The sequence below is a fragment of the Brevundimonas sp. GW821-FHT09G01 genome, from assembly GCF_059416065.1.
This window is the reverse complement of the sequence record NZ_JBWKOL010000001.1, coordinates 67155-90068: the sequence shown is the minus strand read 5'-3', so window position 1 is coordinate 90068 and position 22914 is coordinate 67155. Positions and strand designations below refer to the sequence as shown.

Genomic DNA, 22914 nt, shown 5'->3' with positions numbered 1-22914 from the left:
GTGTCAGTGGATCGCCTGCTCGCGCGGCGCGTGCCGGCCACGGGCGTCGACGGTGAAGTAGCGCTCCTCCGCATCCCGGGTCAGCATCGACAGCTCGGGGTCGTGCTCCAGCGAATCCTCGGACGCATAGGCCATGAAGCCGCCGTCGCCCCCCAGGGCCAGCACCTGGTAGAAGGGCTGGTCCGGCGAGATCGCGCCGGTCGCGCCGGGCTGCCCCGCGAAGACGGGATCCACGTCGATCACCACGCCGCGAAATCCCGCGGAACGATGCCGGACGATCTGGCCGAGGCCGAAGCGGGCTGAGACGGGATGGGTCATGCCGCCACGGTTACGCTCCCGAACCTGAGCCGGATCATGTGACCGCCGTTCATTTTCGCGACAGACACGCTTGGCGCGGACGAGTTTCGCAGTCTAGGCTGTTGGGGACGGGCGCCGTTCCGGACCGCCCACCTTGAAAGATTCGGCCATGCCGGAGACCGAAGGCGCGTCCTCGCGCCGCCGGTCCCAGCCCCGTCGATCCGACGGAGAGCGCGCCCGCGGCGGCGCGCCCGCCGGACCGGGGGCGTCAGGTCGCGACGCGCCGCTCTACGGCGCCCTCGATCTGGGGACCAACAACTGCCGTCTGCTGATCGCCCGCGCGGCGAAGGACGGCTTCCGCGTCGTCGATTCGTTCAGCCGCATCGTCCGCCTCGGCGAAGGCCTGTCGCGCACCGGCCGGCTGGACGACGCGGCCATGGAGCGGGCCTATGAGGCCCTCATGCTGTGCGGCGAGCGGGTCGCCAAGCGCGGGATCGACCCCTCGCGCCTCATGGCCGTGGCCACCCAGGCCTGCCGCCAGGCCGAGAACGGCGCCGCCTTCATCGAACGGGTGCGGCAGGGCACGGGCCTGAAGCTGCGCATCATCGACCCGGCCGAAGAGGCCCGTCTGGCCGTCCAGGGCTGCCTCAACCTGTTCGATCCCAGCGCCGAGGCCATTCTGGTCGTCGATGTCGGCGGCGGTTCGACCGAGCTCAGCTGGCTGCGCCGCAACGGCTCGGGCTTCGTGCTGGAAGGCTGGATTTCGGCCCCCATCGGCGTCGTCACCTTGGCCGAGCGCCACCCCGAACCGATCGGCGGCGATCTGAACCCCTGGTACGAAGCCATGGTGGCCGACATGGGCGCCGCCATCGCCGACACGCCGGTCGATCCGGCCCTGCGCGACGTCTTCGTCCAGGGCCGCGCCCATCTGGTCGGCACCTCGGGCGCGATCACCAGCCTGGCGGGCATCCACCTGGGTCTGCCCCGCTACCAGCGCAATCTGGTCGACGGCCTGTGGATGACGCGCGGCGACTGCGAGGCGGCGGCCGAACGGCTGAAGGCGCTGGGGCCCGAGGGTCGGGCGGCGGAATCCTGCATCGGCCCGGACCGCGCCGATCTGGTCCTGGCCGGCGCCGCCATCATGGAAGCCGTGCAGCGCGCCTGGCCGTCAGAGCGCGTGCGCGTCGCCGACCGCGGCCTGCGCGAAGGCCTGTTGCTCCAGCGCATGCGCGAGGACCGCAAGCCTCCCCGCCGCAAACGCCGGCGCGGACGCGGTCGCGGCGGAAGCGGTGGAGAGCAAACCTCGGCACGTTGAGAAGTGGCTAGTCTTTGATGACCTCGTCTAGATCCAGGCCAGCGTCGCTCGCCGCCTTCATGAACCGGATCCCGCAAAGCATTATGCCAGCTTGCGCGCGCTCGGCGTTTTGCTGAGCATCCGAGACTGCCGATGGGCGGACATTGCCATCAAGCACCTTCGCCATTGAGTCAAAGGCCGACATCTTGGCTAGATAGGCGTTGGAACAGGTCTCGATTGCCTCCTTAAACCCATCCCGATGACGCGCGGGAATGGTATCTGGAACATCGATGCGGCTGACCTCCAAACCTTCACTCGCGCAGACTGTTTTGGCCTGTTGCACCAAGGGATAGAGCACATAGGGGCTCGGGTTTCGAGCGCCGGCTGCGTCCGACACCGCCTTCGACGCGGCATCGCATCCCGCGACAGTGGAGTTGATGCGGTTCCAGAGTCCCGTGGCGGCCTCAGTCATGGCGGGTTTCAATCGTGCTTCCGCCGCCGCTTCGGCGTCATCTCGCGCCTTCTTTTCCGCTGCTTGAACTGTCTCGCGCTCTGCCTTCTCTCGCGCCTCATCCGCGGCGCGAACCGCAACCTCTTCTGGTGTCGGCGGCGGAAGTATCATGCCGCCAATGATGGTCACGACGAAGGATGCTCCCAACAAAAGGAGCCCCCGCTTCCGCGAGCCTAGATGAAGCCGCTTGAGTGGCTTCACCATCACCACGATCGAAAGCACGAACATCGCGAACGCGGCCAGCACAAGCAGACCGCCCAAAAATTCTCGCATCAGCTTCCCCCGTGTATTTCAACACGGATACCGTGAAATGCCTGATCCTTGAATACCCAGGGTCACATTTGCAGTCGCGCTCAGCCCCCGGCCACCTGAACCGGCAGGGTCACGTCGCAGACCGAGAAGTCGGCGCCGCGCGCCGCGCGGGCCTCGGTCACCAGGGTGCGGAAGCGCTCGGAGCCGGTGGCCAGCACCTGCACCGTCGGCCGCTCGGCGGCGGGGATGTCGGCGGCCACGCGCACGCGGGTCATGCGGTCCGGCTGGACCGAGGCCATCATGCCGTTCTCGCCGTCCCCGACCTGCAGCGACCGGACCACGTCCAGCCCTGACACCGTCACGCCCCAGATGGTGTAGCGCTTGTCCAGCGCCGGATAGGCCTGGCGCATGATGAAGAACTGGCTGTTGGCGGTGTCGTTGCCCTCGTCGCGGGCCATGCCCACCACGCCCGGGCAGTACAGGCCCCAGCCGTGCACCTTGCCGTCGCCGGTCTGGGCGAAGGCGGCGTCGGGCTGGGTCTGGACCGGCAGGGCGCCCAGGAAGCCGACCCGCGCGCCGGCGGGCTCAGCCACGGCGGCGAACGGCATGGCCGGGTCGCGGCGGAAGGTGAACTCGGCCTTCAGGTCGGGATAGGCGCTCTGGCCCTCGCCGCTGCCCAGCGGGTCGCCGGTCTGCGCCATGAACCAGTCGATCACCCGGTGCCACAGCAGGCCGTCGAAGAAGCCGTTGTGCGCCAGCAGGCGGATGCGCTCGACATGCAGGGGCGCGATCTGCGGCGTCAGCTCGACCAGGATGCGGCCCTTGGTCGTGTCGATGACCAGCAGGTTCTCGGGCGCGACGGCGCGCCAGTCATTCTCGGCGATCGTGGTCTGCGGCGTGGGCGCCGGGGGCGGAGGCGGCGGGCCGCCCGCGTCCTGGGCCAGGGCGGCCCCCGCGGACAGGGCCGCCACGGCCACAACGAGCGATCTTGCGAGCGTCAGTCTCATGGTCCCCTCCCCTTGCGTCCGGCTCAGCCGCCGGTGACTTCGGCCGGCGGCTGCACGTCGCAGACGGTGAAGCGATCGCCCAGTGCGGTGCGGGCTTCGGCGATCCGGGCGGCGAAGGCCGGGCCGGCCGAGACCATGACCCGCGCGGTGGGCCGCTGCCCCGCCGGCAGGGCCGCCGCGGTCCGCACCCGGGTCATGACGTCGGGATCGGTCACCCGGCCGTTCTCGGCGCGCACGCCGGGCTTCAGCGCCTTGACCGCGTCCAGTCCGGCCAGCACCCGGCCGAAGGGCGTATAGGTCCCGTTCAGGGACGCGTTGGGGCCGGTCATGATGTAGAATTGGCTGTTGGCGCTGTTCGGATCGTTGGCGCGGGCCATGCCCACGACGCCGGGGCAGAACAGGCCGATGGCCGCGACCTTGAAGTCGGCGGTGACCATCATCTGGGCGTCCGGCTGGGTCTCGACGGGCATGGAGCCCATCAGCCCCATCTGGGCGCTGCCGCTATTGCCCGGCCCGGTGGCGGCGAAGCCGTCGGCGCGGCCCCGCCGGAACGAGAACTCACCGGGCACGTCGGGCAGTTCGCTGCTGCCCTCGCCGGTGCCAAGGGGATCGCCGGTCTGGGCCATAAAGCCCTCGATCACCCGGTGGAATTTCAGTCCGTCATAGAAGCCGCGGTCGGCCAGGGTGCGCACCCGTTCGACCGACTGGGGCGCCACGCGCGGATCCAGTTCGATCACGATCCGCCCCTTGGCGGTGTCGATGATCAGCAGGTTCTCCGGCGCGATCGTGCGCCACTCCGCGGCGGGCGCCGCCGTCTGCGACAGGGCCGCCGGGGCGGTCGCGCCGGTCAGGAGGGCGGCCGACACGGCCGCCGCGAGCATCGTCTTGGTACGCATTCTAGTCCTTGACCCTGTCCAGCACCTGGGCCGCGACGGCCGGGCTGACGAAACTTCCGATATCCCCGCCCAGTCGGGCGATTTCCTTGACCAGCCGCGAGGCGATCGCCTGATGCCGCGGGTCGGCCATCAGGAAGACGGTCTCGATGTCGGCATTGAGGCGCTGGTTCATCGCCGTCATCTGGAATTCGTATTCAAAGTCGGCGACGGCGCGCAGGCCGCGCACGATCACCGTCGCGTCCAGCTCTTCGGCGAAATGCATCAGCAGGCTGGAGAAGGGCCGAACCTCGACCTTGTCGCCGAACTTCACCACCTCGGCCCGGACCATCTCGACCCGTTCGGCGGTCGAGAACAGCGGGCCCTTGTCGTCGTTCTGGGCGACGCCGATGACCAGCCGATCGACCAGCTTCACCGCCCGGCCGATGATGTCCATATGCCCGTTGGTGATCGGGTCGAACGTGCCCGGATACAGGCCTATGCGCATCGAAGTCCTCCCCGACTTTGGTCCGGTTTAGCAGGTGCGAAACCGACGGCCTAGATCGCCTGCGGCGCGTTCGACGCCCATGCGGCCTGAAGCCGGTCGATCAGCGCCGGATCCACGTCCAGGGACCGCCCATCGATGTTTCCGACCGGGCAGGCGGGCGTGGCGCTGTTGCAGATGAAGGCCTGCCGGAAGCCCGCCAGCGCGGTCCGGTCTATCGGCCGGATCTCGCTGTCCAGCCCGACGAGATCGAGCCCGTTCTCCAGCAGCGCCTGCCCCGTCCCGCGCAGCATCGGCGCCCGGGGCCAGACGATGCGCCCGTCCTCGACAAAGCCGATGTTCCAGATCGTTCCTTCCGACACCAGGCCGTCCGGCCCGACGAACAGCGCGTCGTCGAAACTCGCCGCCTTCGCCGCCCGTCGCGCGCGGGTCAGGCCGAAGGTGCCGTTGTGCTTCAGCTCCGGCGCTTCGCGGGCATAGTCCTGCGTCTGCAATCTCAGCGGATCGCACAGCGCGTTCGCCGGATCGGACACGACGGTCAGCACACTCGGCTCGCCCATGGCGTCGGGCATGCGCAGGGTGACGGTTTCCAGGAACAGCTGCACCCGCAGGCTGCGCCGTCCCTCCTGTCCCGCCAGCGCCGCCCGCATCCGCTCGCGCAGCCTCGCCTCGGGCACGGCCACGCCGAACAGCGTCAGCGCCTCATGCTCCAGCCGGTCCAGATGCAGGTCCAGGCCCCGCACGGCGCCGTCCTCGACCTGCATCGAGGTGAAGGCGCCGTAGTTCGACATCAGCACGGGAGCCAGCGCCTCGACGCTGGCCGGTTCGCCGTCGATGCGGAACAGATTCATGAGGTCCGCTCATCCCGGCGAAAGCCGGGACCCAGTGTTTTGGATGATCGGTTCAACCGAAGCTTCCTCCCTTTCGGTCCCCTTCGACGGCGTTTCCACGAAAGGACTGGGTCCCGGCTTTCGCCGGGATGAGCGGAAAGAGAAAACTCAGCCCTCGCCGCCCTCGATCTCGCCGCCTTCGCCCTCGATCACATCGTCATCAGCGCCGCCGCCGGAGTCCGGCAGGCGTTCAACCGAGACGACCTTCTCGCCGTCGGCGGTCTTGAAGATGGTGACGCCCTGGCTCGAGCGGCTGACGATGCGGACCTGCTCCATCGGCGTGCGGATCATCTGCCCGCCCGAGGTGACCATCAGCAGGTCGTCGCTTTCCTCGACCGGGAAGGACGCCGCCAGGCGCGTGCCCGCGCGGCCGCCCAGGCCGTGCGCCGTCAGCCCCTGCCCGCCGCGACCCGTGCGGCGATACTCATAGGCCGAGGAGCGCTTGCCGAAGCCGGTCTCGGTGACGGTCAGGATGAACTGCTCGGCGGCGCCCAGTTCGGCGATCCGCTCGACGCTCAGCACGGCCTCGCCGACCGCTTCGTCATCGGCCTCGACCGCCGGAGCCTCGTCCTCGCCGTCGGCGCCGGCCAGCGCCTTGCGCATGGCGTTGGCGTGCTTGACGTAGGCGGCGCGTTCTTCCGGCGTGGCGTCCACGCGGCCCAGCACGGCCATGGAGATGACCTCGTCCCCGGCCTGAAGGCGCACGCCGCGCACGCCGGTCGAATCCCGGCCCTTGAAGACCCGCACGTCGTCGGCCTTGAAGCGGATCGCCCGGCCCAGGGCGGTCGTCAGCATGACGTCGTCCTCGGCGGTGCACAGGGCCACGCCGACCATCCGGTCGCCGTCTTCCAGCTTCATGGCGATCTTGCCCGCGCGGTTTACCGTGGCGAAGTCCGACAGCTTGTTGCGGCGCACGTCGCCCGAGCTGGTGGCGAACATGATGTCGTACTCGCCCCACTCCGCCTCGTTCTCGGGCAGGGGCAGCACGTTCATGATGCTGTCGCCCGGCTCGATCGGCAGCAGGTTGACGAACGCCTTGCCGCGCGACTGCGGATTGCCCAGCGGCAGGCGCCAGGTCTTCAGCTTGTAGGCCTTGCCGTTGGTGGCGAAGAACAGCACCGGCGTGTGGGTCGAGGCCGAGAACACGCCGACGACGGCGTCGTCCTCCTTCATCGCCACGCCCGAACGGCCCTTGCCGCCGCGATGCTGGGTCCGATAGGCGTTCAGCGCCACCCGCTTGACGTAGCCGCCGTGGGTGACCGTCACGACCATGTCCTCGCGCGGGATCAGGTCCTCGTCCTCCATCTCGCCGTCGCCTTCCCCGATCAGGGTGCGGCGCGGCACGGCGAACTCGTCCTTCACGGCGATCAGGTCGGCGCGGATCACGGCCAGGATGTTGGCGCGGTCCGACAGCAGGGTCAGGTGCTCCTGGATCGTCTCGGCCAGGGCGCGGGCCTCGGCGAAGATGTCGTCACGCCCCAGGCCGGTCAGGCGGCTCAGGGTCAGCGACAGGATGGCCCGGGCCTGTTCGTCGGTCAGGTTCAGCTTGTCGCCGTCGACCAGCATCGAGCGCGGGTCGGCGATCAGCTCGACCAGGGCGATCATGTCGCCCACCGGCCAGGACTTGGCCTGCAGACGCTCGCGCGCCTCGGTCGGATCGGCCGACGAGCGGATGATGTGGATGACCTCGTCGATATTGGCCACGGCCACGGCCAGACCGACCAGCACGTGCCCGCGGTCGCGCGCCTTGGCCAGTTCGTACTTGGTGCGGCGGACGACCACCTCTTCGCGGAAGTCCAGGAAGATCTGCAGCAGGTCGCGCAGGCCCATCTGCTCGGGACGGCCGTGGTTCAGGGCCAGCATGTTGACGCCGAACGACGACTGCATGGCGGTGAAGCGCCACAGCTGGTTCAGCACCACATCGCCCGAGGCGTCGCGCTTCAGCTCGATGACCATGCGCATGCCGTCGCGGTCGGATTCGTCGCGCACGTCGGCGATGCCCTCGATCCGCTTCTCGCGCACCAGTTCGACGATGCGCTCGATCAGGGTCTGCTTGTTGACCTGGAACGGCAGCTCGGTGACCACGATGGCCTCGCGGTCCTTGCGGATCGTCTCGATCGAGGCCTTGCCGCGCACGATGACCGAGCCGCGGCCGTCGCGCAGGGCGTTGCGGGGCGCGGTGCGGCCCATGATCTCGCCGCCGGTCGGGAAGTCGGGACCGGGCACGATGTCCAGCAGGGCGTCGTCGCTGATGTTGGCGTCGTCCAGCAGCGCCACCGCCGCCTCGACCACTTCGCCCAGGTTATGCGGCGGGATGTTGGTGGCCATGCCGACGGCGATGCCGCCCGCGCCGTTGACCAGCAGGTTCGGGATGCGGCTGGGCAGGACGACCGGCTCCAGCTCCTTCTCGTCGTAGTTCGGCTGGAAATCGACGGTGTCCTTGTCGATGTCGGCCAGCAGCGCCACGGCGGCCGGGGCCATCTTGGCCTCGGTGTATCGCATCGAGGCGGGCATATCGCCGTCGACCGAGCCGAAATTGCCCTGGCCATCGACCAGCATCAGACCCATCGAGAACGGCTGGGCCATGCGCACCAGCGCCATGTAGACCGAGGCGTCGCCGTGCGGGTGGAAGCGGCCCAGCACGTCGCCGACCACGCGGGCGCACTTGGAGTAGGACTTCTCGGGCGACATCTTCAGGTCGTGCATCGAGTACAGGATGCGGCGGTGCACGGGCTTCAGCCCGTCGCGCGCGTCCGGCAGCGCCCGGCTCACGATCACGCTCATGGCGTAGTCGAGATACGAGCGGCGCAGCTCGTCTTCGATGGTGATGGTGGAGATGTCGCCGCCCGCCGGGGCTGCGGCGTTTTCGTAGGTGTCGTCGGTCAAGGAAATCAGGCTTTAAATGGCCGGAATCGGAACGTGATCCGCTGTCCGGTTTTCTAGCATCCAGGGCCTCCTTAAGCAAAAGGATCGCCCAGCTTCCAGGCTTGTACACAGGGATTTTCCACCATGCGCCAGCGCCTCCTCGCCGCCCTCATCGCCACGCCCCTCCTGGTGGGCGCCGCCGGAGCCCTCGCCCAGACGGCGGCTCCCGCCCCCACGCCTGCGCCGGCCCCTGCGCCCCAGCCCGTGGTGACCGCCGCGCTGAAGACCGCCGACGGCGCCGATGCGGGCACGGTCACCGGCTATGAAGGCCCCATGGGGATGATCTTCCGGGTCGAGGGCAAGGGCTGGCCGGCCGGCTGGCACGCGGTCCACCTGCACGCCGTCGGCACCTGCGAGGCCCCGGCCTTCACCTCGGCCGGCGGCCATGTGAACCACGCCGAGGGCGCTCGCCCCCACGGTCTGCTGAACAAGACCGGCGGACCGGATCTGGGCGATCTGCAGAACGTCCACGCCGCCGCCGACGGAACCGCCAACGCCGACGTCTACCTGGCCTGGGAAGGGCTCGACGCCCACGAAAGCGACTATGTCGATGGCAACGGCCTGTCCTTCGTCGTCCACGCCAACCCGGACGACTACGTCAGCCAGCCCATCGGCGGCGCCGGCGCCCGCATCGCCTGCGGCGTGTTCCAGCCCGCCGGCTGAGGGGCCGCCTAGACAGCGCGAGCTACATCAGTTGCGCAGCAATGCCATCGCGCTGTCGAGGCAACTCTTCATTGGGCCCCAGTTTGGTCTTCAATCTTCGGAAGCCCTCCCAATGCAGGGAGCCCCACACTCGTCCGGGTTTCGCTTACGTGAGCTTCGGAAAGTTCGCGAATAATCCAAGTACTGCTATCCTGAACAGCCTTGACCGTGCCGCCAACATCAGAAACGGTCGCCATTATCAACACCAACGTACCAATTAGAACGGCAGCGTTTGATCTTGGCTTCGCCAACTCTTTTTCAAAAGAATCTAACTTGTCATGAAGAATCTTCTTTCGGCGCTCACTGAGTCCCGAAATATCGATCTGGTGGCGAATATCGGCAATTTTCTTACCGATCTCAATTTTTCCAGAATCCCCCAGCCTGACGAGATTATCTCGCAATTTCATATCAGTTAAAACGCGCTGCTGACTGACAAAACCCTCAGCGTGGGCCAAGAACTGCTCGACCGTTACGACAGTAATGCTCCATTCTGATAGACGTTCAATTCCCAAGACTTTAGCGCAAGATTGCAATTCACTGGCATAGGATAGCTTCCTCTCGGTCGGAGTCCAATTCGACACACGACTTGCTAGGCTTTGCTCGAATTTTGGGCGAGTAATTCTTACGATTGCAGCAAATCGTTCGCCTTCGTCATCCGGCAGCCCGGAAAGCTCTGCGTCGGTGAGGCTATCGATTATGTTCATGGCTTAACCATAACGCGCGCCGTTGATTGAGCAACCGCAAGGCGATCCGCTACTCAACTCCCCCAACTTCCCCGCGATGTGAGTTCGCAACTAAGTCAGAGCGAGAGCTTGATACCGCTAGGCCATTCCGCCCATCCTGAGGGCATGGCGCTTCTTTTCGGCGATCCCGCCCCGACGTTCTCGACCCAAGGCGTCAGCAACCCGCGCTACGTCTTCGACACCGCCGCGGGCCGCTACCTGCTGCTCGCCATCGTCCCGGCGGGTCCGGCGGTCGAGCGGGCGGCCGCGCTGCTGGACGCCCGACGCACGGCCTTCGACGACCTGCACGCCAGCGCCTTCATCCTGATCGTGGGCCCGGATGAGGCCCGCGCCGCCCGGCAGGACAGCCTCCCCGGCCGCCGCTTCCTGTTCGACGAGGCCGGCGAGGCCGCCGCCTTGTATGACGCCCAGGACGCCGAGCGGTGGGTCCTGATCGATCCGGCCCTGCACGTCATGGGCATGGTCGGGGCGGAAGACGCCGAGGCCCTGCTCGACCGCGTCGCCGCCCTGCCTCCGCCCGCCCGTCACGGCGGCTTCCGCGGCCTGGCCCCCGTCCTGGTCACCCCGCGCATCTTCGAGCCCGGCTTCTGCGAGCAGTTGATCGCCCTGTATCGCCGGACCGGCGGCGAACCCTCTGGCTTCATGCGCGAGATCGACGGCGTCACCACCCTGATGATGAACGACCAGCACAAGCGCCGCTCGGACGTTCTCGTCGAGGAGGACGCCCTGCAGAAGCAGGTCGTGGCGCGGCTGAACCGCCGCCTGATCCCGCAGATCGAAAAGGCCTTCAACTTCAAGCCGACCCGGATCGAACGCTATCTGGTCGCCCGCTACGACGGCGAGACCGGCGGCTTCTTCCGCCCGCACCGCGACAACACCACCAAGGGCACGGCCCACCGGCGGTTCGCGGTCTCGATCAACCTGAACGGCGACTACGACGGCGGCGATCTCCGCTTCCCCGAGTTCGGCGACCGCACCTACCGCCCGCCCCCCGGCGGCGCCTGCGTCTTCTCCTGCTCGATCCTGCACGAGGCGACGCCGGTCACCCGTGGCGAACGCTTCGCCTTCCTGCCCTTCCTCTACGACGAGGCGGCCGCGAAGGTGCGGGAAGAGAACCTGAAGTATCTGGACCCGGCGCTGACGGCCTAGCGCCCGTCTTTCCTCGCGAGATCAGACCGCCCGCAACTCGGGCTTCGCGGACTCCTTCTGCAGGCCGAACGGCTTGCGATGAACCACGGACACGCCCGTTCCGGGGTTCAGCGCGGTCACCGTGATCGTCGCGGACAACTGGACGGCCAGCGCTTGAACGATCGCGGTGCCCAGGCCCGCCTTCGCATCGTCCGGCGAGGCGGGCATGCCGATCCCGTCATCGCAGACCGATAGAGCCCACCCCTCGTGTTCCGAGTGGTAATCCACTGTCACCACGCCGGCGCGCCCGGTCGGGAACGCGTGCTTCAACGCATTGATGACCAGCTCGGTCACGATGAGGCCCAGGCTGACGGAGACCTCGCCGGTCGTGGTGCTTCCATCGCCATTGACCTGGATGGACACCAGATCATGGTCTTCGATCATGGACGCGCCGATGCTCTGGCAAAGCTGCGCCAGGTACGGCTTCAGCATGACATCGCTGATGCTCGACGCCGCCAGCTGACGCTGAACCGCCGCCACCGACATGACCCTCTGGTGCGCATCGCGCAGGTGAACCCGGCTCTCCTCTGAAGTTACCTTCTTGGCGTTCTGAAGCAGCACGCTCGCGATGATCTGCAGGCTGTTGGCGACCCGGTGCTGGATCTCCTGAAGCAGGATGTCCTTGTCGCGGATGAGATCGCTCTTCAGCTTCTCGGCGGCCTTGGCTTTAGTGGCGTCGACGATAGTCAGCATGATGCGGACGGACGGCCCCTCGGTGAACTCCAGTCGCTGGGCGGCGAGGATGAGGCTCCGGTGCGGCTGATGCGCTTCGCTCCAGTCCAGTTCATAGGCGTCGATAAGGGCGTCCCCGGACCCGACGGCGGACAGCAGCGAACGCAGCCGGGGCAGATCCCACTCCCCGTCTCCCAGCAAGAACAAGGATCGCCCCCGAACCGCACCGGATGCGTAGCCGAACGCCCTCACGAAGGAATCGCTCGCGGCGATGACGTGCGCGTTTCCATCGAGCAGCAGCAAGGGCGCCTGCGATGCATTGATCACGGCGAGCGCCAGGGAGGAGCCCAGGTCAGGAGAAAGAGGCGGAGCAGGAGCCATATCGGCCCTTCCCGGCTGAAAAGCCTCGCGAAGCGAAAGCCCAATCTCAACCATTCGGAAACGTCGCCGAAGCCCTGATTGTAACAGGAACGCGGCGGTATGGATACGCGCGCCCTACGTCCGCCTTTGACGTGGCTTCCGTCGGAACACGTCCCCTTGGGATAGCGGTTCAGCGATTGACGGCAAAAAATATTACAATATGTTGTACAACATATTTCATTATGGATCGACCATGTTCTCTCGGCTTTGTGCTTGCCTGTTGGCCGCCGCTACGCTGTGTCCCGCGCCGGTCCTCGCCCAGACCGTGGCCCGGCCCCTGGATTCCGAGGCTCAGCGGCAGGTCGTGTCCCGCCTTGAGACGGCGCTGCGTGAAAACTACGTCTTCCCCGACCGTATCCCGGCCATCGCCGCCGAACTGGATCGACGGGTTCAGTCCACCCCCGTCGGCAGCGAACAGTTCGCCGAAAGCCTCGCCCAGGGGTTGGTCAAGGCGAGCGACGATCTCCACTTCTCGGTCGCGTTCGATCCGGATGAGGTCGCCGCGAACAGGCGGGCGAAAGCAGAGGGCGAGACGACCACCCAGGCGCAGCGCGATGGCGAGCGGGCGGCCAATTTCGGCTTCCGGGACGCCCGGCGGCTGGACGGAGGGCTGGCCTATGTCCGGTTCGATTTCTTCGCCGATCCGCAATACGCCCAGGAGGTCGCCGCCGGGGCCATGGGCTTCGCCGACGGCGCCCAGGGGCTGATCATCGATCTCCGTTACAACAACGGCGGCGTTCTGGAGATGGCCCAGCTCCTGATGAGCTACCTCTATCCAGCGGGCAAGGAACAGAAATTCTTCGATTATTTCTACAACGAGAACGGGGCGCGCGTGCAGCGCAGCCAGTGGAGCCTGGCCGCCGTGCCCGGGAGCCGGTCGGCGACCATCCCGGTCGTGGTGCTGACCGGATCGACCTCCTTCTCCTCCGCCGAATGGATGGCGTTCTCGCTGCAGAAGCTCGGCCGCGCGACTCTCATCGGTGAACAGACCGCCGGCGGCGCGCACCCCGTCACCCGCGTGCCCATCGACGACCGGTTCATGCTGCAGGTGCCGTTCGGTCAGATCCATGACCCGGTCAACGGGCAGGATTTCGAGGGCGTCGGCGTCACTCCCGATATCGCCGTAGCGGCCTCGGACGCCCTTCTGACCGCGCAGCGATTCCTGCTGAAAAGCCGGGCGGAAGCGGGCGACGCCGAGGCCCGGTGGGCCCTGCCCCCGGTCGAGTTCGCCCTCTCCGGCGAACCCGTGAGCCCGTCGGACCTGGATGAGGCGGCCGGAACCTATGAAGGCCGCGCGCTCGTCCGCACCGCGACCGGCCTGGCCTACCACTGGCGCGAGCGCTTCGTTCTGACGCTTGATCTGATCGGAAAGGATCTGTTTGCGGTCCAGGGAACGGATGACTACCGGTTCCGCCTGGTTCGCGAAAACGGACGTGTGAGCGGCCTTGAGCGCGTGTGGAAGTCGGGCGAGACGGCCGGCTATCGCCGCCTGGATTAAGGAGCTGTCGGGCGAATGATCGAGTTGAACCGCACCTTCCTGGGCCGCCTCAGCGAACAGTTGAGCGAACTGATCGAGCAGCAGTCGGCCGAGGTGTTCGAGCGGGCCGGCCTTGTCATTCCGGTCAAGTCCTCGTCCCTGATGTGCGCCATCGCGACGCTCGGCCCGGTCTCCGTCGCCGACCTCGTGCGCGCCCTGAACCGTTCACACCAGCTCATCCAGCAGAAGATGCCCAAGCTGCTGAAACTGGGTCTGGTCAGCCGCCGGCCCGATCCCGACGACCAGCGCGTCGTCCTGATCGAGCTGACCGACAGGGGCCGCGAACAACTGGCCCTGCTCGACAGTCTGGATGCGGAGTTCGAACGCGCCTACGCCGAAATGGAGGAAGACGCCGGCCCGGTGTTCGACTCGATCAGCCGCGCCATCGCCTCGCTCAAAGCCCGTCCCCTGATCGACCGCATGGTCGTCTGACGGTCGGGATAAGGAAATCGGCCCTTACGACCAACTCTGACGCATCGGCCCGCTAGGCTTCGCGGCCTTGGGTCTTTGACAATCAAGCACCGCAGCTGGGGTTGAGCCCCGCGCACCATCCCCCGTCACAAGCGAATTTGTGCACGATGTGCACTCCATTTTTTCCGAGTGCACATTTCCGCCCCCGACCATGCCGGAGGTTCGGGATGACCGCCTCAGTCCGCCCGGAACTGCAGTTCCGCCAGCCGCGCATACAGGCCGCCCTTGGCGATCAGGGCGGCGTGCGTCCCCTCTTCGACCACCTTGCCGTCCTCCATCACCACGATGCGGTCGGCGCGCAGCACGGTGGCCAGGCGGTGGGCGATGACGATGGTCGTACGGTCCTCCATGGCCTGGTCCAGCGCCGTCTGCACCAGCCGCTCGTTCTCGGCGTCCAGCGCCGAGGTCGCCTCGTCCAGCAGCAGGATCGGCGCCTCGCGGACCAGGGCCCGGGCGATGGCCAGGCGCTGCCGCTGCCCGCCCGACAGGCTCTTGCCGCGCTCGCCCAGGGGCGTGTCGAACTGCTCGGGCAGGTCCTCGATGAAGCCCAAAGCCTGCGCCTTCCCGGCGGCCGCGCGGACCTCGTCCTCGCTCGCCGCTTCCCGCCCGAAGCGGATGTTTTCCTTCGCAGAACCCGAGAATAGCGGCGCCTCTTGCGAGACCCAGGCGAAGCGGTCGCGCACCGAAACAGGATCGGCCTCGCGCACGTCCACCCCGTCCACCGACACCACCCCGCCTTGCGGATCGTAGAAGCGCAGCAGCAGGCGGAAGACGGTCGACTTGCCCGCGCCCGACGGCCCGACCAGGGCCACGGTCTCGCCGGGCCGCACGGTCAGGCTGAAGCCCTTCAGCGCCGGCAGGTCGGGCCGCCCCGGGTAGGCGAATTGCACCGCCGACATCGACACCTCGCCGACCGGCGGCTCCGGCAGGGCGATGGGCCGTTCCGGCGCGGCGATGGCGGTCTGGGCCCGCATCAGCTCGTCGATCCGCTCCATGGCCCCGGCGGCCTTCTGCACGTCGCCCCAGCTCTCGCCCAGCGCGCCCACGGCCCCAGCCGCGAAGACGGACAGCAGCACGAACTGCAGCAGCGCCCCCGGGCTCATCCGCCCGGCGATCACGTCCTGCGCGCCCAGCCACAGCACCAGGGTCACGCCGCCGAACATCACGACGATGATCATGGCCGTCATCAGGGCCCGCGCCCGCATGCGCACCAGCGACGAGTTGAAGGCGTCCTCGACCGCCGCGCCGAACCGGGCGACCGCGCTGGCGACGCGCCCGAAGGCCTGCACCGTCTCGATGGCGTCCACGCTCTCGCCGGCGAAGCCGACCGCATTGGCGAACCGGTCCTGGGTGGCCACGGTCAGTTTGCGCACCCGGCGCCCGAACAGGAAGATCGGCCCCAGCAGCAGCGGCACCACCAGCAGCACCAGCCCGGTCAGCTTGGGGCTGACCACGAACAGCAGGACGGTCCCGCCCACCAGGGTCAGGAAGTTGCGCAGGGCGAACGACACCGAGGTCGTCATCAGGGTCTCGACCAGGGCGATGTCCGTGGTCAGGCGGCTCAGCACCTCCCCGGTCCGGATCTTGGCGTAGAAGGCCGGGTCCAGCGTCAGGATGCGGTCGAACAGCCCCTTGCGCAGGTCGGCCACGACGCGCTCGCCTGTCTTGGTCACGTAGAAATAGCGCACCGCCGTGGCGACGCCCAGGAACAGGGCGTTGGCGCCCAGCATCAGGAACCACAGGTTCAGCCCCGCGCCGCCGTTCTCGAACCCATGGTCGATGGCCCCGCGCGCCGCCGCCGTCAGGCTCAGCGAGGTCGCCGTCGACACGATCAGCCAGAAGGCCGCCATCGCCAGATGGCCCTTGTGGCGCAGGGCGTAGGGCAGCAGCCGGGCCAGCGGACGGATGTCGCGGCGCTTCTCGCGGCGGTCGCCCGCCTCGGCCATCTGCTCGGCCAGGACCGCGCCGGCGCCCGGCCGTCCGCGAAGGTCAGGGGCGTCGGTGATCGGTGCGGAGGTTTCGGTCATGGCCGCGCCTCTTGCCCCGGAACGCCCCCCGGTGTAAACGCCGCCGCTCATTCCCGCCGCCTAGCGTGGCGGGTTTCTCATTTTACGCGCACAGACGGTCGGCATCGTCACCGCGCAGAGACCGGACGACGACCATGAAGGCGGACACGCACCCCGACTACCACTTCATCACCGTGGTGATGACGGACGGCACCAGCTACCAGACCCGTTCGACCTACGGGAAAGAGGGCGCGACCCTGAACCTGGACATCGATCCGTCGACCCACCCGGCCTGGACCGGCGGCAACCAGCACATGCTGGACCGCGGCGGTCGCGTGTCGCGCTTCAACAACAAGTTCGCCGGCTTCATCAAGAAGTAAGCCGCTTCCGGTCTGGCTTTCCAGCCACACCGCAGGTGCAAGACGACAAGAAGGCGTCGGTCCCCGGACCGGCGCCTTTCTGTTTGGCCGGAACGCCGATAATGTCGTCCGCGTTGGGCTTTCGGGGCGTGGGCGTTGGGTCCGTGCGACGGAACGGACGAAGAGCGACGTGATGAATCGAAGGCAACTGGGTCTGGGCGCGGCGGTTTCGGCGCTGGCGTCCTCGTTCGGCGCGAGCGCGCTGGCGCAGACCCGTGATCCGGGCGCCGTCGCCTTCTACGACAGCTTCAACGATCAGCTGGCCCGCCTGCCCGCCACCCTCCAGCCCGACGTGCGCGCCTTCTACGAGCTGAACGGCTGGCGTCCGGTGTGGACCGCCGACCGCCTGCGCGCCCTGCAAACCGCCGCCGCCCGCGCCGAACGCCACGGCCTGTCGCAGTCCGACTTCTTCGATTTCACCGCCCTGGCCGCCGACCGCGACGCCGCGGAGATGAAGACCACCGCCGCGGCCATGACCTACGCCCGCGTCCTCGCCGAGGGCCGCGTCCGCCCCGAGGCGGTCGAGGACCTGTGGGAGATGCAAAAGAACCGCGTCGACCTGCCCGCCGGGCTGAATGACGCGCTCGCAACCAACCGCCTGCTCGACTGGTTCGAGGGGCTGGCCCCCACCGACATCGGCTACTCCAACCTGTCGGCAGGCTATGTCCGCTACCGCCGCCTGATCCGCGACAACGGCGGTTGGCCCGCATTCCGCGTCGGCGCGAACATCGAGCCGGGCGGCAGCGACCCGCGCATCCCGATCATCGTCCAGCGCCTAGTGGCCGAGGGCGACCTCTCGGCCGCCGACGGCGCCCGCATCGCGGCCATGGGCCCGGTCTACGGCCCCGACCTGGAAGCCGGCATGCGCAGCTTCCAGACCCGTCACGGCCTCGTCGCCGACGGCCGCATCGGCACGGGCAGCCAGCGCTCGCTCTCGGCCTCGGCCGAGGATCGCGCCCGCCAGATCGCCCTCAACCTGGAACGCCGCCGCTGGCTCAAGCGCGAGGTCAATCCCGAGCGTATCGAGGTCAACACCGCCGCCGCCATCATGGTCTACTGGAAGGACGGCCGTCCGGTGCACTCCAACCGCGTCGTCTGCGGTTCGCCCAGCAACCAGACGCCCAGCCTGGAGAAGCCGTTCGCCTCGGTCGTGGCCAATCCGCCCTGGTATGTGCCGGCTTCGATCGCCCGCAACGAGATCCTGCCGCGCGGCCCCGGCTATCTGGCCAGCCAGAACATGTACGTCCAGAACGGCACGGTCATCCAGCGCGCCGGCCCGACGGCCGCGCTCGGCTATGTGAAGTTCGAGCTGCGCGACAGCTACGCCATCTTCCTGCACGACACCCCGTCCAAGGCGGCCTTCAACCTGGCCATGCGCCAGCGCAGCCACGGCTGCGTGCGGGTCCAGAACGCGGTCGACTTCGCCCGCCTGCTGCTGTCGCCCGATCCGGCCCTGCTGGCCCAGTTCGACACAGCCCAGGACACGCGCGAGACCAAGCGCATCCAGACGGGCCGCGAGATCGGCGTGCGCCTGCTCTACTGGACCGCCTTCGTCGACGGCCAGGGCCGCGTCGCCTTCCGCGAGGATGTCTACGAACGGGACGCCAAGCTGGCCGACGCCCTCGGCATCGGCGTCAGCCTGCCCAAGCCGGTGGACGACGGCCGCGGCCGCGACGCCAACGACGTCGGACCTTAAAGCTTCAGGGGATCGTCCGCACGTCGATCTGGATCGCGGCGCAGCTGCCCGCGACGATGTCGACTCGCTGCGGACGCCCCGGGGCGACATGGCCGCCCCTCGTCCGGTTGATGCCGCTCTCGTCGCGGCACGTGACGACGAAGCTGTGGTCCGGGACGCGGGCGGCCTTCAGCACCCGCCTGCGGGGCGCCACCTCGCCCGTCCAGGAGAAGGCGCCCGCATCGACCGTCTCGACCGACAGGGTCAGCGGCGCCGTGCTCCGGTTCTCGATGATGATCAGCGAGCGCTCGCTCACGATCCAGGCGGTCGCCAGACCGGCCACGATCAGGGCCGCCACGCCCAGGGCGATCAGCAGCCGCGGGCCGCGCTTCATTGCCGGAACGCCGCCGCCAACCGGTCCAGCTGGCTCTGCACCGGGTTGATCGCCTCTTCCTCGGGCGCGTCCAGGTACATCTTGCGGTCCAGGTGCACGACGCGGTCGTACAGCCGCTCGGAGCGCACCAGGTATTCGACCAGGGCGATGGGCAGTTCGCCGTGGGTCGGCTCGGTCTCGACCTTGCGCTCGGTCAGGCGGTAGCGGGGCTCGCAGGCGGCCAGGGCGCTCATGTCCCCTTCCCGCACGGCCCGCTGCACCAGCAGCCACGAGGCGATCTGCATCAGCCGGGTGGTCAGCTTCATGCTCTCGCCCGCATAGGCCAGGGCGGCGGCGCGCGACAGCAGCTTGGATTCCCGCCGTCCGTCCCCGTCCAGATAGGCGGCGGTCTCCTCGACCAGCTCCATCCCCTCGCGGAAGGTGCGGTCGAACAGCTCCGAGCGCGCGAAATCGTCCACCACCGCTTCGCGGCTGCGGCCCGAAGGCGTCAGAAGGGTGGTGTCGTCGGTGGACATAAACTCAACCAGGCTCATGGAGTGCAGGCATCCGTATCATGGCCGGCACGGTTGCGCGCGGTCGGACAGCCGACTGCAACGCCTGTGCCATACCCGTAACGGGGGAAAACCCTCAGCTGCGGAAATTGAACAACGCATCCGCGGCGTTACGTTGCGAGGACTTGCCGTCGATGGCCGCCTGCGAACGGGCGATCTCCGCCTCCAGCGCGGCGATCCGCTCCTTCAGGTCCTCGACGGAATAGCCGTCCAGGTCCTCCCGGGTCAGAGCGATCAGGGGGGCGCCGCGCGCCGGGCGTGGCTCAAGATCCTCGAACACTGCCGCCTCCTTCGTGGCCATCAGGGACGTAACCCCCTATCTGAACGCCCGGACACGGACGATTGCAAGGACGGGAACAGCGGATGCGGGTGATCGAAATCGCGGGCGGAGCCGGTCCGGCCGAGGCCCTGACCCTGTCCGAACGGCCCGATCCGGTCGCCGGGCCCGGCCAGATCCGCATTCGGGTGCGCGCCGCCGGGGTGAATCGTCCCGATCTGCTCCAGCGCAACGGCCTGTACCCGCCGCCGCCCGGCGCGCCCGATCTCCTGGGGCTGGAGGTCGCGGGCGAGGTGGATCAGGTCGGTCCCGGCGCGGGACGCTGGGCCGTCGGCGACCGCGTCTGCGCTCTTCTGGGCGGCGGGGGCTACGCCGAATACGCCGTGGTCGACGCCCGCCACGCCCTGCCCGTCCCGGAGGGTCTCGATTTCGTCCAGGCCGCCGCCCTGCCCGAGACGGTCTGCACCGTCTTCGCCAATGTCTTCGAGGCCGGCGCGCTCAAGGCGGGCGAGACCCTGCTGATCCATGGCGCGACCAGCGGCATCGGCGTCAGCGCCATCCAGATGGCCAGGGCGGCGGGCGCGACGGTCATCGCCACCTCGCGCGGCGCGGCCAAGGCGGAGGCCGCCCGGGCGCTGGGCGCGGACCTCAGCCTCGACGCCACGACCGGCGACATGGCCGAGGCCATCCGCGACTTCGGCGGCGTCGATGTGGTGCTGGACATGCTGGGCGCCGACTATGCCGAACTCAATCAGGCGGTGCTGAAGCCGTTCGGACGCTGGGTCGTCATCGCCACCCTGACCGGCGCGGCGGCGCAGGTCGACCTGCTCAAGCTGATGATGAAGCGGATCGTGCTGACCGGTTCGACGCTGCGCGCCCGTCCGGCGGACGAGAAGGCGCGGCTGATCGCGGCGGTCGAGGCCGGGGCCTGGCCCTGGGTCGCCTCGGGCGCCCTGCGGCCGCCGGTCGAGGCGGTCTTCCCGCTCGAACAGGCGTCGGCCGCCCACCTCAGGCTTGAGGCGGGCGGCCACGTCGGCAAGGTCGTGCTGACGCTTTAGACGCTCCAGACTCGGCCGATCTCGCTCTAGCGGCGCACGGGACGCAGCGACGAGATGCTGTCGTTCATGGCCAGCAGCACCAGATTCCGGATGTCGCCGCGAACAGTCTGGCAGCGGCCGCGGAAGTAGGCGTCCGAGCAGACCTCCCACTCGCCCTCGACCTGAACCGAGCTGATCTGGTCGTTGAAGCCGGTGCTGCCCAGGTTCGCCATCTCGCCGTCATAGCGCGTCGAGGCGCCGCGGAAGTTGGAGTCCTGGTAGACGGTGATCGACTGACGGCCCCAGCCGGGCCCGCCCCCGCCGTTCTCGTCCTCATACTGGCCGCGCCACGAACCGCAGACCAACAGGCCGTTGTCGTTGCGGATGTCCTCGCCGCGGCAGCGGCTCAGTTCGATCGACGACCGGCGGGTCTGATTGCTGCGCGAGCGGCAGCTGGCGTACAGGCGGTCGCGGCGGACGTCGGCGCCGCTGCAGCTGTTCTGATAGTCGCCGCGCGGAGGCTGGTTGGGGTTCCAGCCGCCGCCGCCGCCGCCCTGATCCTCGAACTGGCCGCGCCACGAGCCGCAGACCAGCAGGCCGTTGTCATTGCGGATTTCGTCGTTGCGGCAGCGGCTCAGCTCGATCGACGAGGTCCGGAAGCCGGGGCTGCGCGTGCGGCAATCGGCATACAGCCGGCCCCGCTCCACCCGCGTCCCGCCGCAGCTGCTCTGATAGTCGCCGCGCGGCGGTTGGTTGGGGTTCCAGCCCCCGCCGCCGCCGCCGCCACCGCCGTTGTCGTCCTCGTACTCGCCCCGGTTCGGCCCGCACACCAGCAGGCCGTTGTCGTTGCGGATTTCATAGTCGCTACAGCGGTTCAGCTCGATCGAGGTGCCGCGGATCTGATTGTTGCGCGCGCGACAGTCCGCATACAGGCGTCCTCGGTTCGTATAGGCGCCGCTGCAACTGTCGCGATAGTCGCCACGGGGCGCGGCCCGCTCCTGGCCTCCGCCGCCCATGGCCGCCATCTCCTGGCCGCCTCCCAACAGAACCGCCACGGCGGCGAGAGTCTGGATAAACATAGGTCCCTCCCATTGCTCAGCTGGACGCACAACGCGCCATTGCGGCCAATGTTCACAACGGAGATGAACCTTGGCTGTACAGTGGATCGGCAGTCGTTTCCTTTTCCACCGAATAGGCCTATATCCGTATCATCAGCGCCCGGCCGAAAGGTCGGGCGCCGTCGTATCCGGAACCCGCCGACCCCCGGTCTGGGCGGGTCAAATCAAGAAGCGAAGACGCCTATGACCGACATTCTGATGCCCAAGGCCACCGCGGTCTGGATGGTCGACAACACCTCGCTGACGTTCGAGCAGATCGCCGACTTCTGCGGCCTGCATCCGCTGGAAGTGCGCGGCATCGCCGACGGCGACGTGGCCCGCGACATCCGCGGCGTCGATCCCATCACCGGCGGCCAGCTGACCCGCGAGGAGCTGGACAAGGCCCAGGACAACCCCGACTACCGCATGAAGGCCGTGGTCAGCCGCCACGCCGAACTGATGAAGTCGGCCAAGCCGGCCCCGAAATACACTCCGGTCTCGCGCCGCCAGGACCGTCCGGACGCCATCGCCTGGTTCGTCCGCAATCACCCGGAAGTGACCGACGCGCAGATCTCCAAGCTGCTGGGCACGACCAAGGCCACCATCGAAAGCGTGCGCAACCGCACCCACTGGAACTCGGCCAATATCAAGCCGGTCGATCCGGTGACCCTGGGTCTCGTCGGCCAGCTGGCGCTGGACGACCTGGTCAAGAAGGCCGCCGACAAGAAGGCCCGGGACGACGCCAAGAAGGGCGGCGCCACCCTGCAGGCCGTCGACGCCCCGGTCGAACCGGTCGAGCCGGAGTTCGTCCCCGAGGAACGCGAGCGCCGCGGCGCCGAGCCGACCGCCGCGTCCGTCTTCGGCACCAAGAACTAGGACCCTTCCTCCCCTAGGGGATGAAAAACGGCCCCGGAGATCGCTCTCCGGGGCCGTCGTCGTTTCGGGAGGTCTGGACCGTTAGTGCGCCCGGGCCTCCAGACTGGTGATCTCTTCCTTCAATCGCAGCTTTTGCTGCTTCAGCTCCCTGACGTGAAGCGAGTCCGAGGCCGGGCTGCGGGTCTCGCGCTGGATGGTCTCATCCAGGCTGCGATGACGGTTTCCCAGTTCGCGGATACGAGCTTCGATGGTCATGGCTTGCGCCTCCATGTCTAAGGGACCACTAGAGTGAGCGC

At 68.1% G+C, this 22914-nt stretch carries 24 protein-coding genes; 9 read left to right on the top strand and 15 right to left on the bottom strand.

The window, feature by feature from the left end; all coding sequences use genetic code 11:
- Positions 1–3: 3 nt before the first annotated feature.
- Positions 4–318, bottom strand: a complete 315-nt coding sequence (gene hspQ, locus AC07NB_RS00475) for a heat shock protein HspQ (RefSeq protein WP_494571694.1) — start codon at positions 316–318, stop codon at positions 4–6.
- A 148-nt stretch (positions 319–466) separates the two neighbouring features.
- Between hspQ and AC07NB_RS00470 the strand changes: the two genes are divergently transcribed.
- Positions 467–1612 (top strand): Ppx/GppA phosphatase family protein, encoded by a 1146-nt coding sequence (locus AC07NB_RS00470; RefSeq protein ID WP_494571693.1) that lies wholly within the window; start codon positions 467–469, stop codon positions 1610–1612.
- 7 nt (positions 1613–1619) lie between these two features.
- On the opposite strand, the gene AC07NB_RS00465 is transcribed toward AC07NB_RS00470, so the two are convergent.
- The 6 genes from AC07NB_RS00465 to gyrA all read right to left on the bottom strand — a co-directional run bounded on the left by AC07NB_RS00465 (position 1620) and on the right by gyrA (position 8514).
- Entirely contained in the window at positions 1620–2375 is a 756-nt protein-coding gene (locus AC07NB_RS00465; RefSeq protein WP_494571692.1) for a hypothetical protein, read from the bottom strand.
- Positions 2376–2455: 80 nt separating this feature from the next.
- On the bottom strand, positions 2456–3361 hold the full coding sequence (locus AC07NB_RS00460) for a peptidylprolyl isomerase (protein ID WP_494571691.1): 906 nt from the start codon (positions 3359–3361) through the stop codon (positions 2456–2458).
- 23 nt (positions 3362–3384) lie between these two features.
- The gene (locus AC07NB_RS00455) at positions 3385–4257 is read right to left on the bottom strand and encodes a peptidylprolyl isomerase (protein ID WP_291833029.1); all 873 of its coding nucleotides are present in this window, start codon (positions 4255–4257) and stop codon (positions 3385–3387) included.
- A 1-nt stretch (position 4258) separates the two neighbouring features.
- Positions 4259–4741 (bottom strand): pantetheine-phosphate adenylyltransferase, encoded by a 483-nt coding sequence (gene coaD / locus AC07NB_RS00450; RefSeq protein ID WP_291833027.1) that lies wholly within the window; start codon positions 4739–4741, stop codon positions 4259–4261.
- Between the two features lie 50 nt (positions 4742–4791).
- Positions 4792–5589 (bottom strand): aminotransferase class IV, encoded by a 798-nt coding sequence (locus tag AC07NB_RS00445; protein WP_492313530.1) that lies wholly within the window; start codon positions 5587–5589, stop codon positions 4792–4794.
- 147 nt (positions 5590–5736) lie between these two features.
- Positions 5737–8514 carry a DNA gyrase subunit A gene (gene gyrA / locus AC07NB_RS00440; RefSeq protein ID WP_492313531.1) on the bottom strand — a complete coding sequence of 926 codons (2778 nt, stop codon included), beginning with the start codon at positions 8512–8514 and terminating at the stop codon, positions 5737–5739.
- A 123-nt stretch (positions 8515–8637) separates the two neighbouring features.
- On the opposite strand from gyrA, the gene AC07NB_RS00435 reads away from it, so the two are divergent.
- The gene (locus AC07NB_RS00435) at positions 8638–9216 is read left to right on the top strand and encodes a superoxide dismutase family protein (RefSeq protein WP_494571690.1); all 579 of its coding nucleotides are present in this window, start codon (positions 8638–8640) and stop codon (positions 9214–9216) included.
- Between the two features lie 68 nt (positions 9217–9284).
- On the opposite strand, the gene AC07NB_RS00430 is transcribed toward AC07NB_RS00435, so the two are convergent.
- On the bottom strand, positions 9285–9959 hold the full coding sequence (locus AC07NB_RS00430) for a hypothetical protein (RefSeq protein WP_494571689.1): 675 nt from the start codon (positions 9957–9959) through the stop codon (positions 9285–9287).
- 144 nt (positions 9960–10103) lie between these two features.
- Between AC07NB_RS00430 and AC07NB_RS00425 the strand changes: the two genes are divergently transcribed.
- The gene (locus AC07NB_RS00425) at positions 10104–11147 is read left to right on the top strand and encodes a 2OG-Fe(II) oxygenase (protein WP_494571688.1); all 1044 of its coding nucleotides are present in this window, start codon (positions 10104–10106) and stop codon (positions 11145–11147) included.
- A 21-nt stretch (positions 11148–11168) separates the two neighbouring features.
- Here AC07NB_RS00425 and AC07NB_RS00420 read toward each other — a convergent pair whose 3' ends face one another.
- Complete coding sequence (locus tag AC07NB_RS00420; RefSeq protein ID WP_494571687.1) at positions 11169–12239, bottom strand: sensor histidine kinase; 1071 nt, start codon at positions 12237–12239, stop codon at positions 11169–11171.
- A gap of 259 nt (positions 12240–12498) precedes the next feature.
- Between AC07NB_RS00420 and AC07NB_RS00415 the strand changes: the two genes are divergently transcribed.
- Positions 12499–13776, top strand: a complete 1278-nt coding sequence (locus tag AC07NB_RS00415) for a S41 family peptidase (protein ID WP_494572548.1) — start codon at positions 12499–12501, stop codon at positions 13774–13776.
- A gap of 15 nt (positions 13777–13791) precedes the next feature.
- Positions 13792–14247, top strand: a complete 456-nt coding sequence (locus AC07NB_RS00410; RefSeq protein WP_494571685.1) for a MarR family transcriptional regulator — start codon at positions 13792–13794, stop codon at positions 14245–14247.
- 215 nt (positions 14248–14462) lie between these two features.
- On the opposite strand, the gene AC07NB_RS00405 is transcribed toward AC07NB_RS00410, so the two are convergent.
- Positions 14463–16313: an ABC transporter transmembrane domain-containing protein gene (locus AC07NB_RS00405; protein WP_494571684.1), complete on the bottom strand. Its 1851-nt coding sequence runs from the start codon at positions 16311–16313 to the stop codon at positions 14463–14465.
- A 134-nt stretch (positions 16314–16447) separates the two neighbouring features.
- Here AC07NB_RS00405 and rpmE point away from each other — a divergent pair, with 134 nt between their 5' ends.
- Both rpmE and AC07NB_RS00395 read left to right on the top strand, forming a co-directional pair.
- Positions 16448–16672 carry a 50S ribosomal protein L31 gene (gene rpmE, locus AC07NB_RS00400; protein WP_291833002.1) on the top strand — a complete coding sequence of 75 codons (225 nt, stop codon included), beginning with the start codon at positions 16448–16450 and terminating at the stop codon, positions 16670–16672.
- 172 nt (positions 16673–16844) lie between these two features.
- Entirely contained in the window at positions 16845–18407 is a 1563-nt protein-coding gene (locus tag AC07NB_RS00395) for a L,D-transpeptidase family protein (protein WP_492313538.1), read from the top strand.
- A gap of 4 nt (positions 18408–18411) precedes the next feature.
- On the opposite strand, the gene AC07NB_RS00390 is transcribed toward AC07NB_RS00395, so the two are convergent.
- From AC07NB_RS00390 to AC07NB_RS00380, 3 genes are all read right to left on the bottom strand, one after another.
- Positions 18412–18780 carry a hypothetical protein gene (locus tag AC07NB_RS00390; RefSeq protein WP_494571683.1) on the bottom strand — a complete coding sequence of 123 codons (369 nt, stop codon included), beginning with the start codon at positions 18778–18780 and terminating at the stop codon, positions 18412–18414.
- The gene (rcdA, locus tag AC07NB_RS00385) at positions 18777–19295 is read right to left on the bottom strand and encodes a protease adaptor protein RcdA (RefSeq protein WP_291833047.1); all 519 of its coding nucleotides are present in this window, start codon (positions 19293–19295) and stop codon (positions 18777–18779) included. The genes AC07NB_RS00390 and rcdA overlap by 4 nt, the downstream gene beginning before the upstream one ends.
- Positions 19296–19407: 112 nt before the next feature.
- Positions 19408–19611 carry a DUF1192 domain-containing protein gene (locus AC07NB_RS00380; RefSeq protein WP_492313540.1) on the bottom strand — a complete coding sequence of 68 codons (204 nt, stop codon included), beginning with the start codon at positions 19609–19611 and terminating at the stop codon, positions 19408–19410.
- A gap of 83 nt (positions 19612–19694) precedes the next feature.
- Here AC07NB_RS00380 and AC07NB_RS00375 point away from each other — a divergent pair, with 83 nt between their 5' ends.
- Positions 19695–20666 carry an NAD(P)H-quinone oxidoreductase gene (locus tag AC07NB_RS00375; RefSeq protein WP_494571682.1) on the top strand — a complete coding sequence of 324 codons (972 nt, stop codon included), beginning with the start codon at positions 19695–19697 and terminating at the stop codon, positions 20664–20666.
- A 26-nt stretch (positions 20667–20692) separates the two neighbouring features.
- On the opposite strand, the gene AC07NB_RS00370 is transcribed toward AC07NB_RS00375, so the two are convergent.
- Positions 20693–21724 (bottom strand): CVNH domain-containing protein, encoded by a 1032-nt coding sequence (locus AC07NB_RS00370; protein WP_494571681.1) that lies wholly within the window; start codon positions 21722–21724, stop codon positions 20693–20695.
- A 222-nt stretch (positions 21725–21946) separates the two neighbouring features.
- On the opposite strand from AC07NB_RS00370, the gene AC07NB_RS00365 reads away from it, so the two are divergent.
- Positions 21947–22618, top strand: coding sequence for a DUF1013 domain-containing protein (locus tag AC07NB_RS00365; RefSeq protein WP_492313543.1), 672 nt, complete (start codon positions 21947–21949; stop codon positions 22616–22618).
- A gap of 81 nt (positions 22619–22699) precedes the next feature.
- Here AC07NB_RS00365 and AC07NB_RS00360 read toward each other — a convergent pair whose 3' ends face one another.
- Positions 22700–22873 carry a YdcH family protein gene (locus tag AC07NB_RS00360; protein WP_291832982.1) on the bottom strand — a complete coding sequence of 58 codons (174 nt, stop codon included), beginning with the start codon at positions 22871–22873 and terminating at the stop codon, positions 22700–22702.
- Positions 22874–22914: the final 41 nt, after the last annotated feature.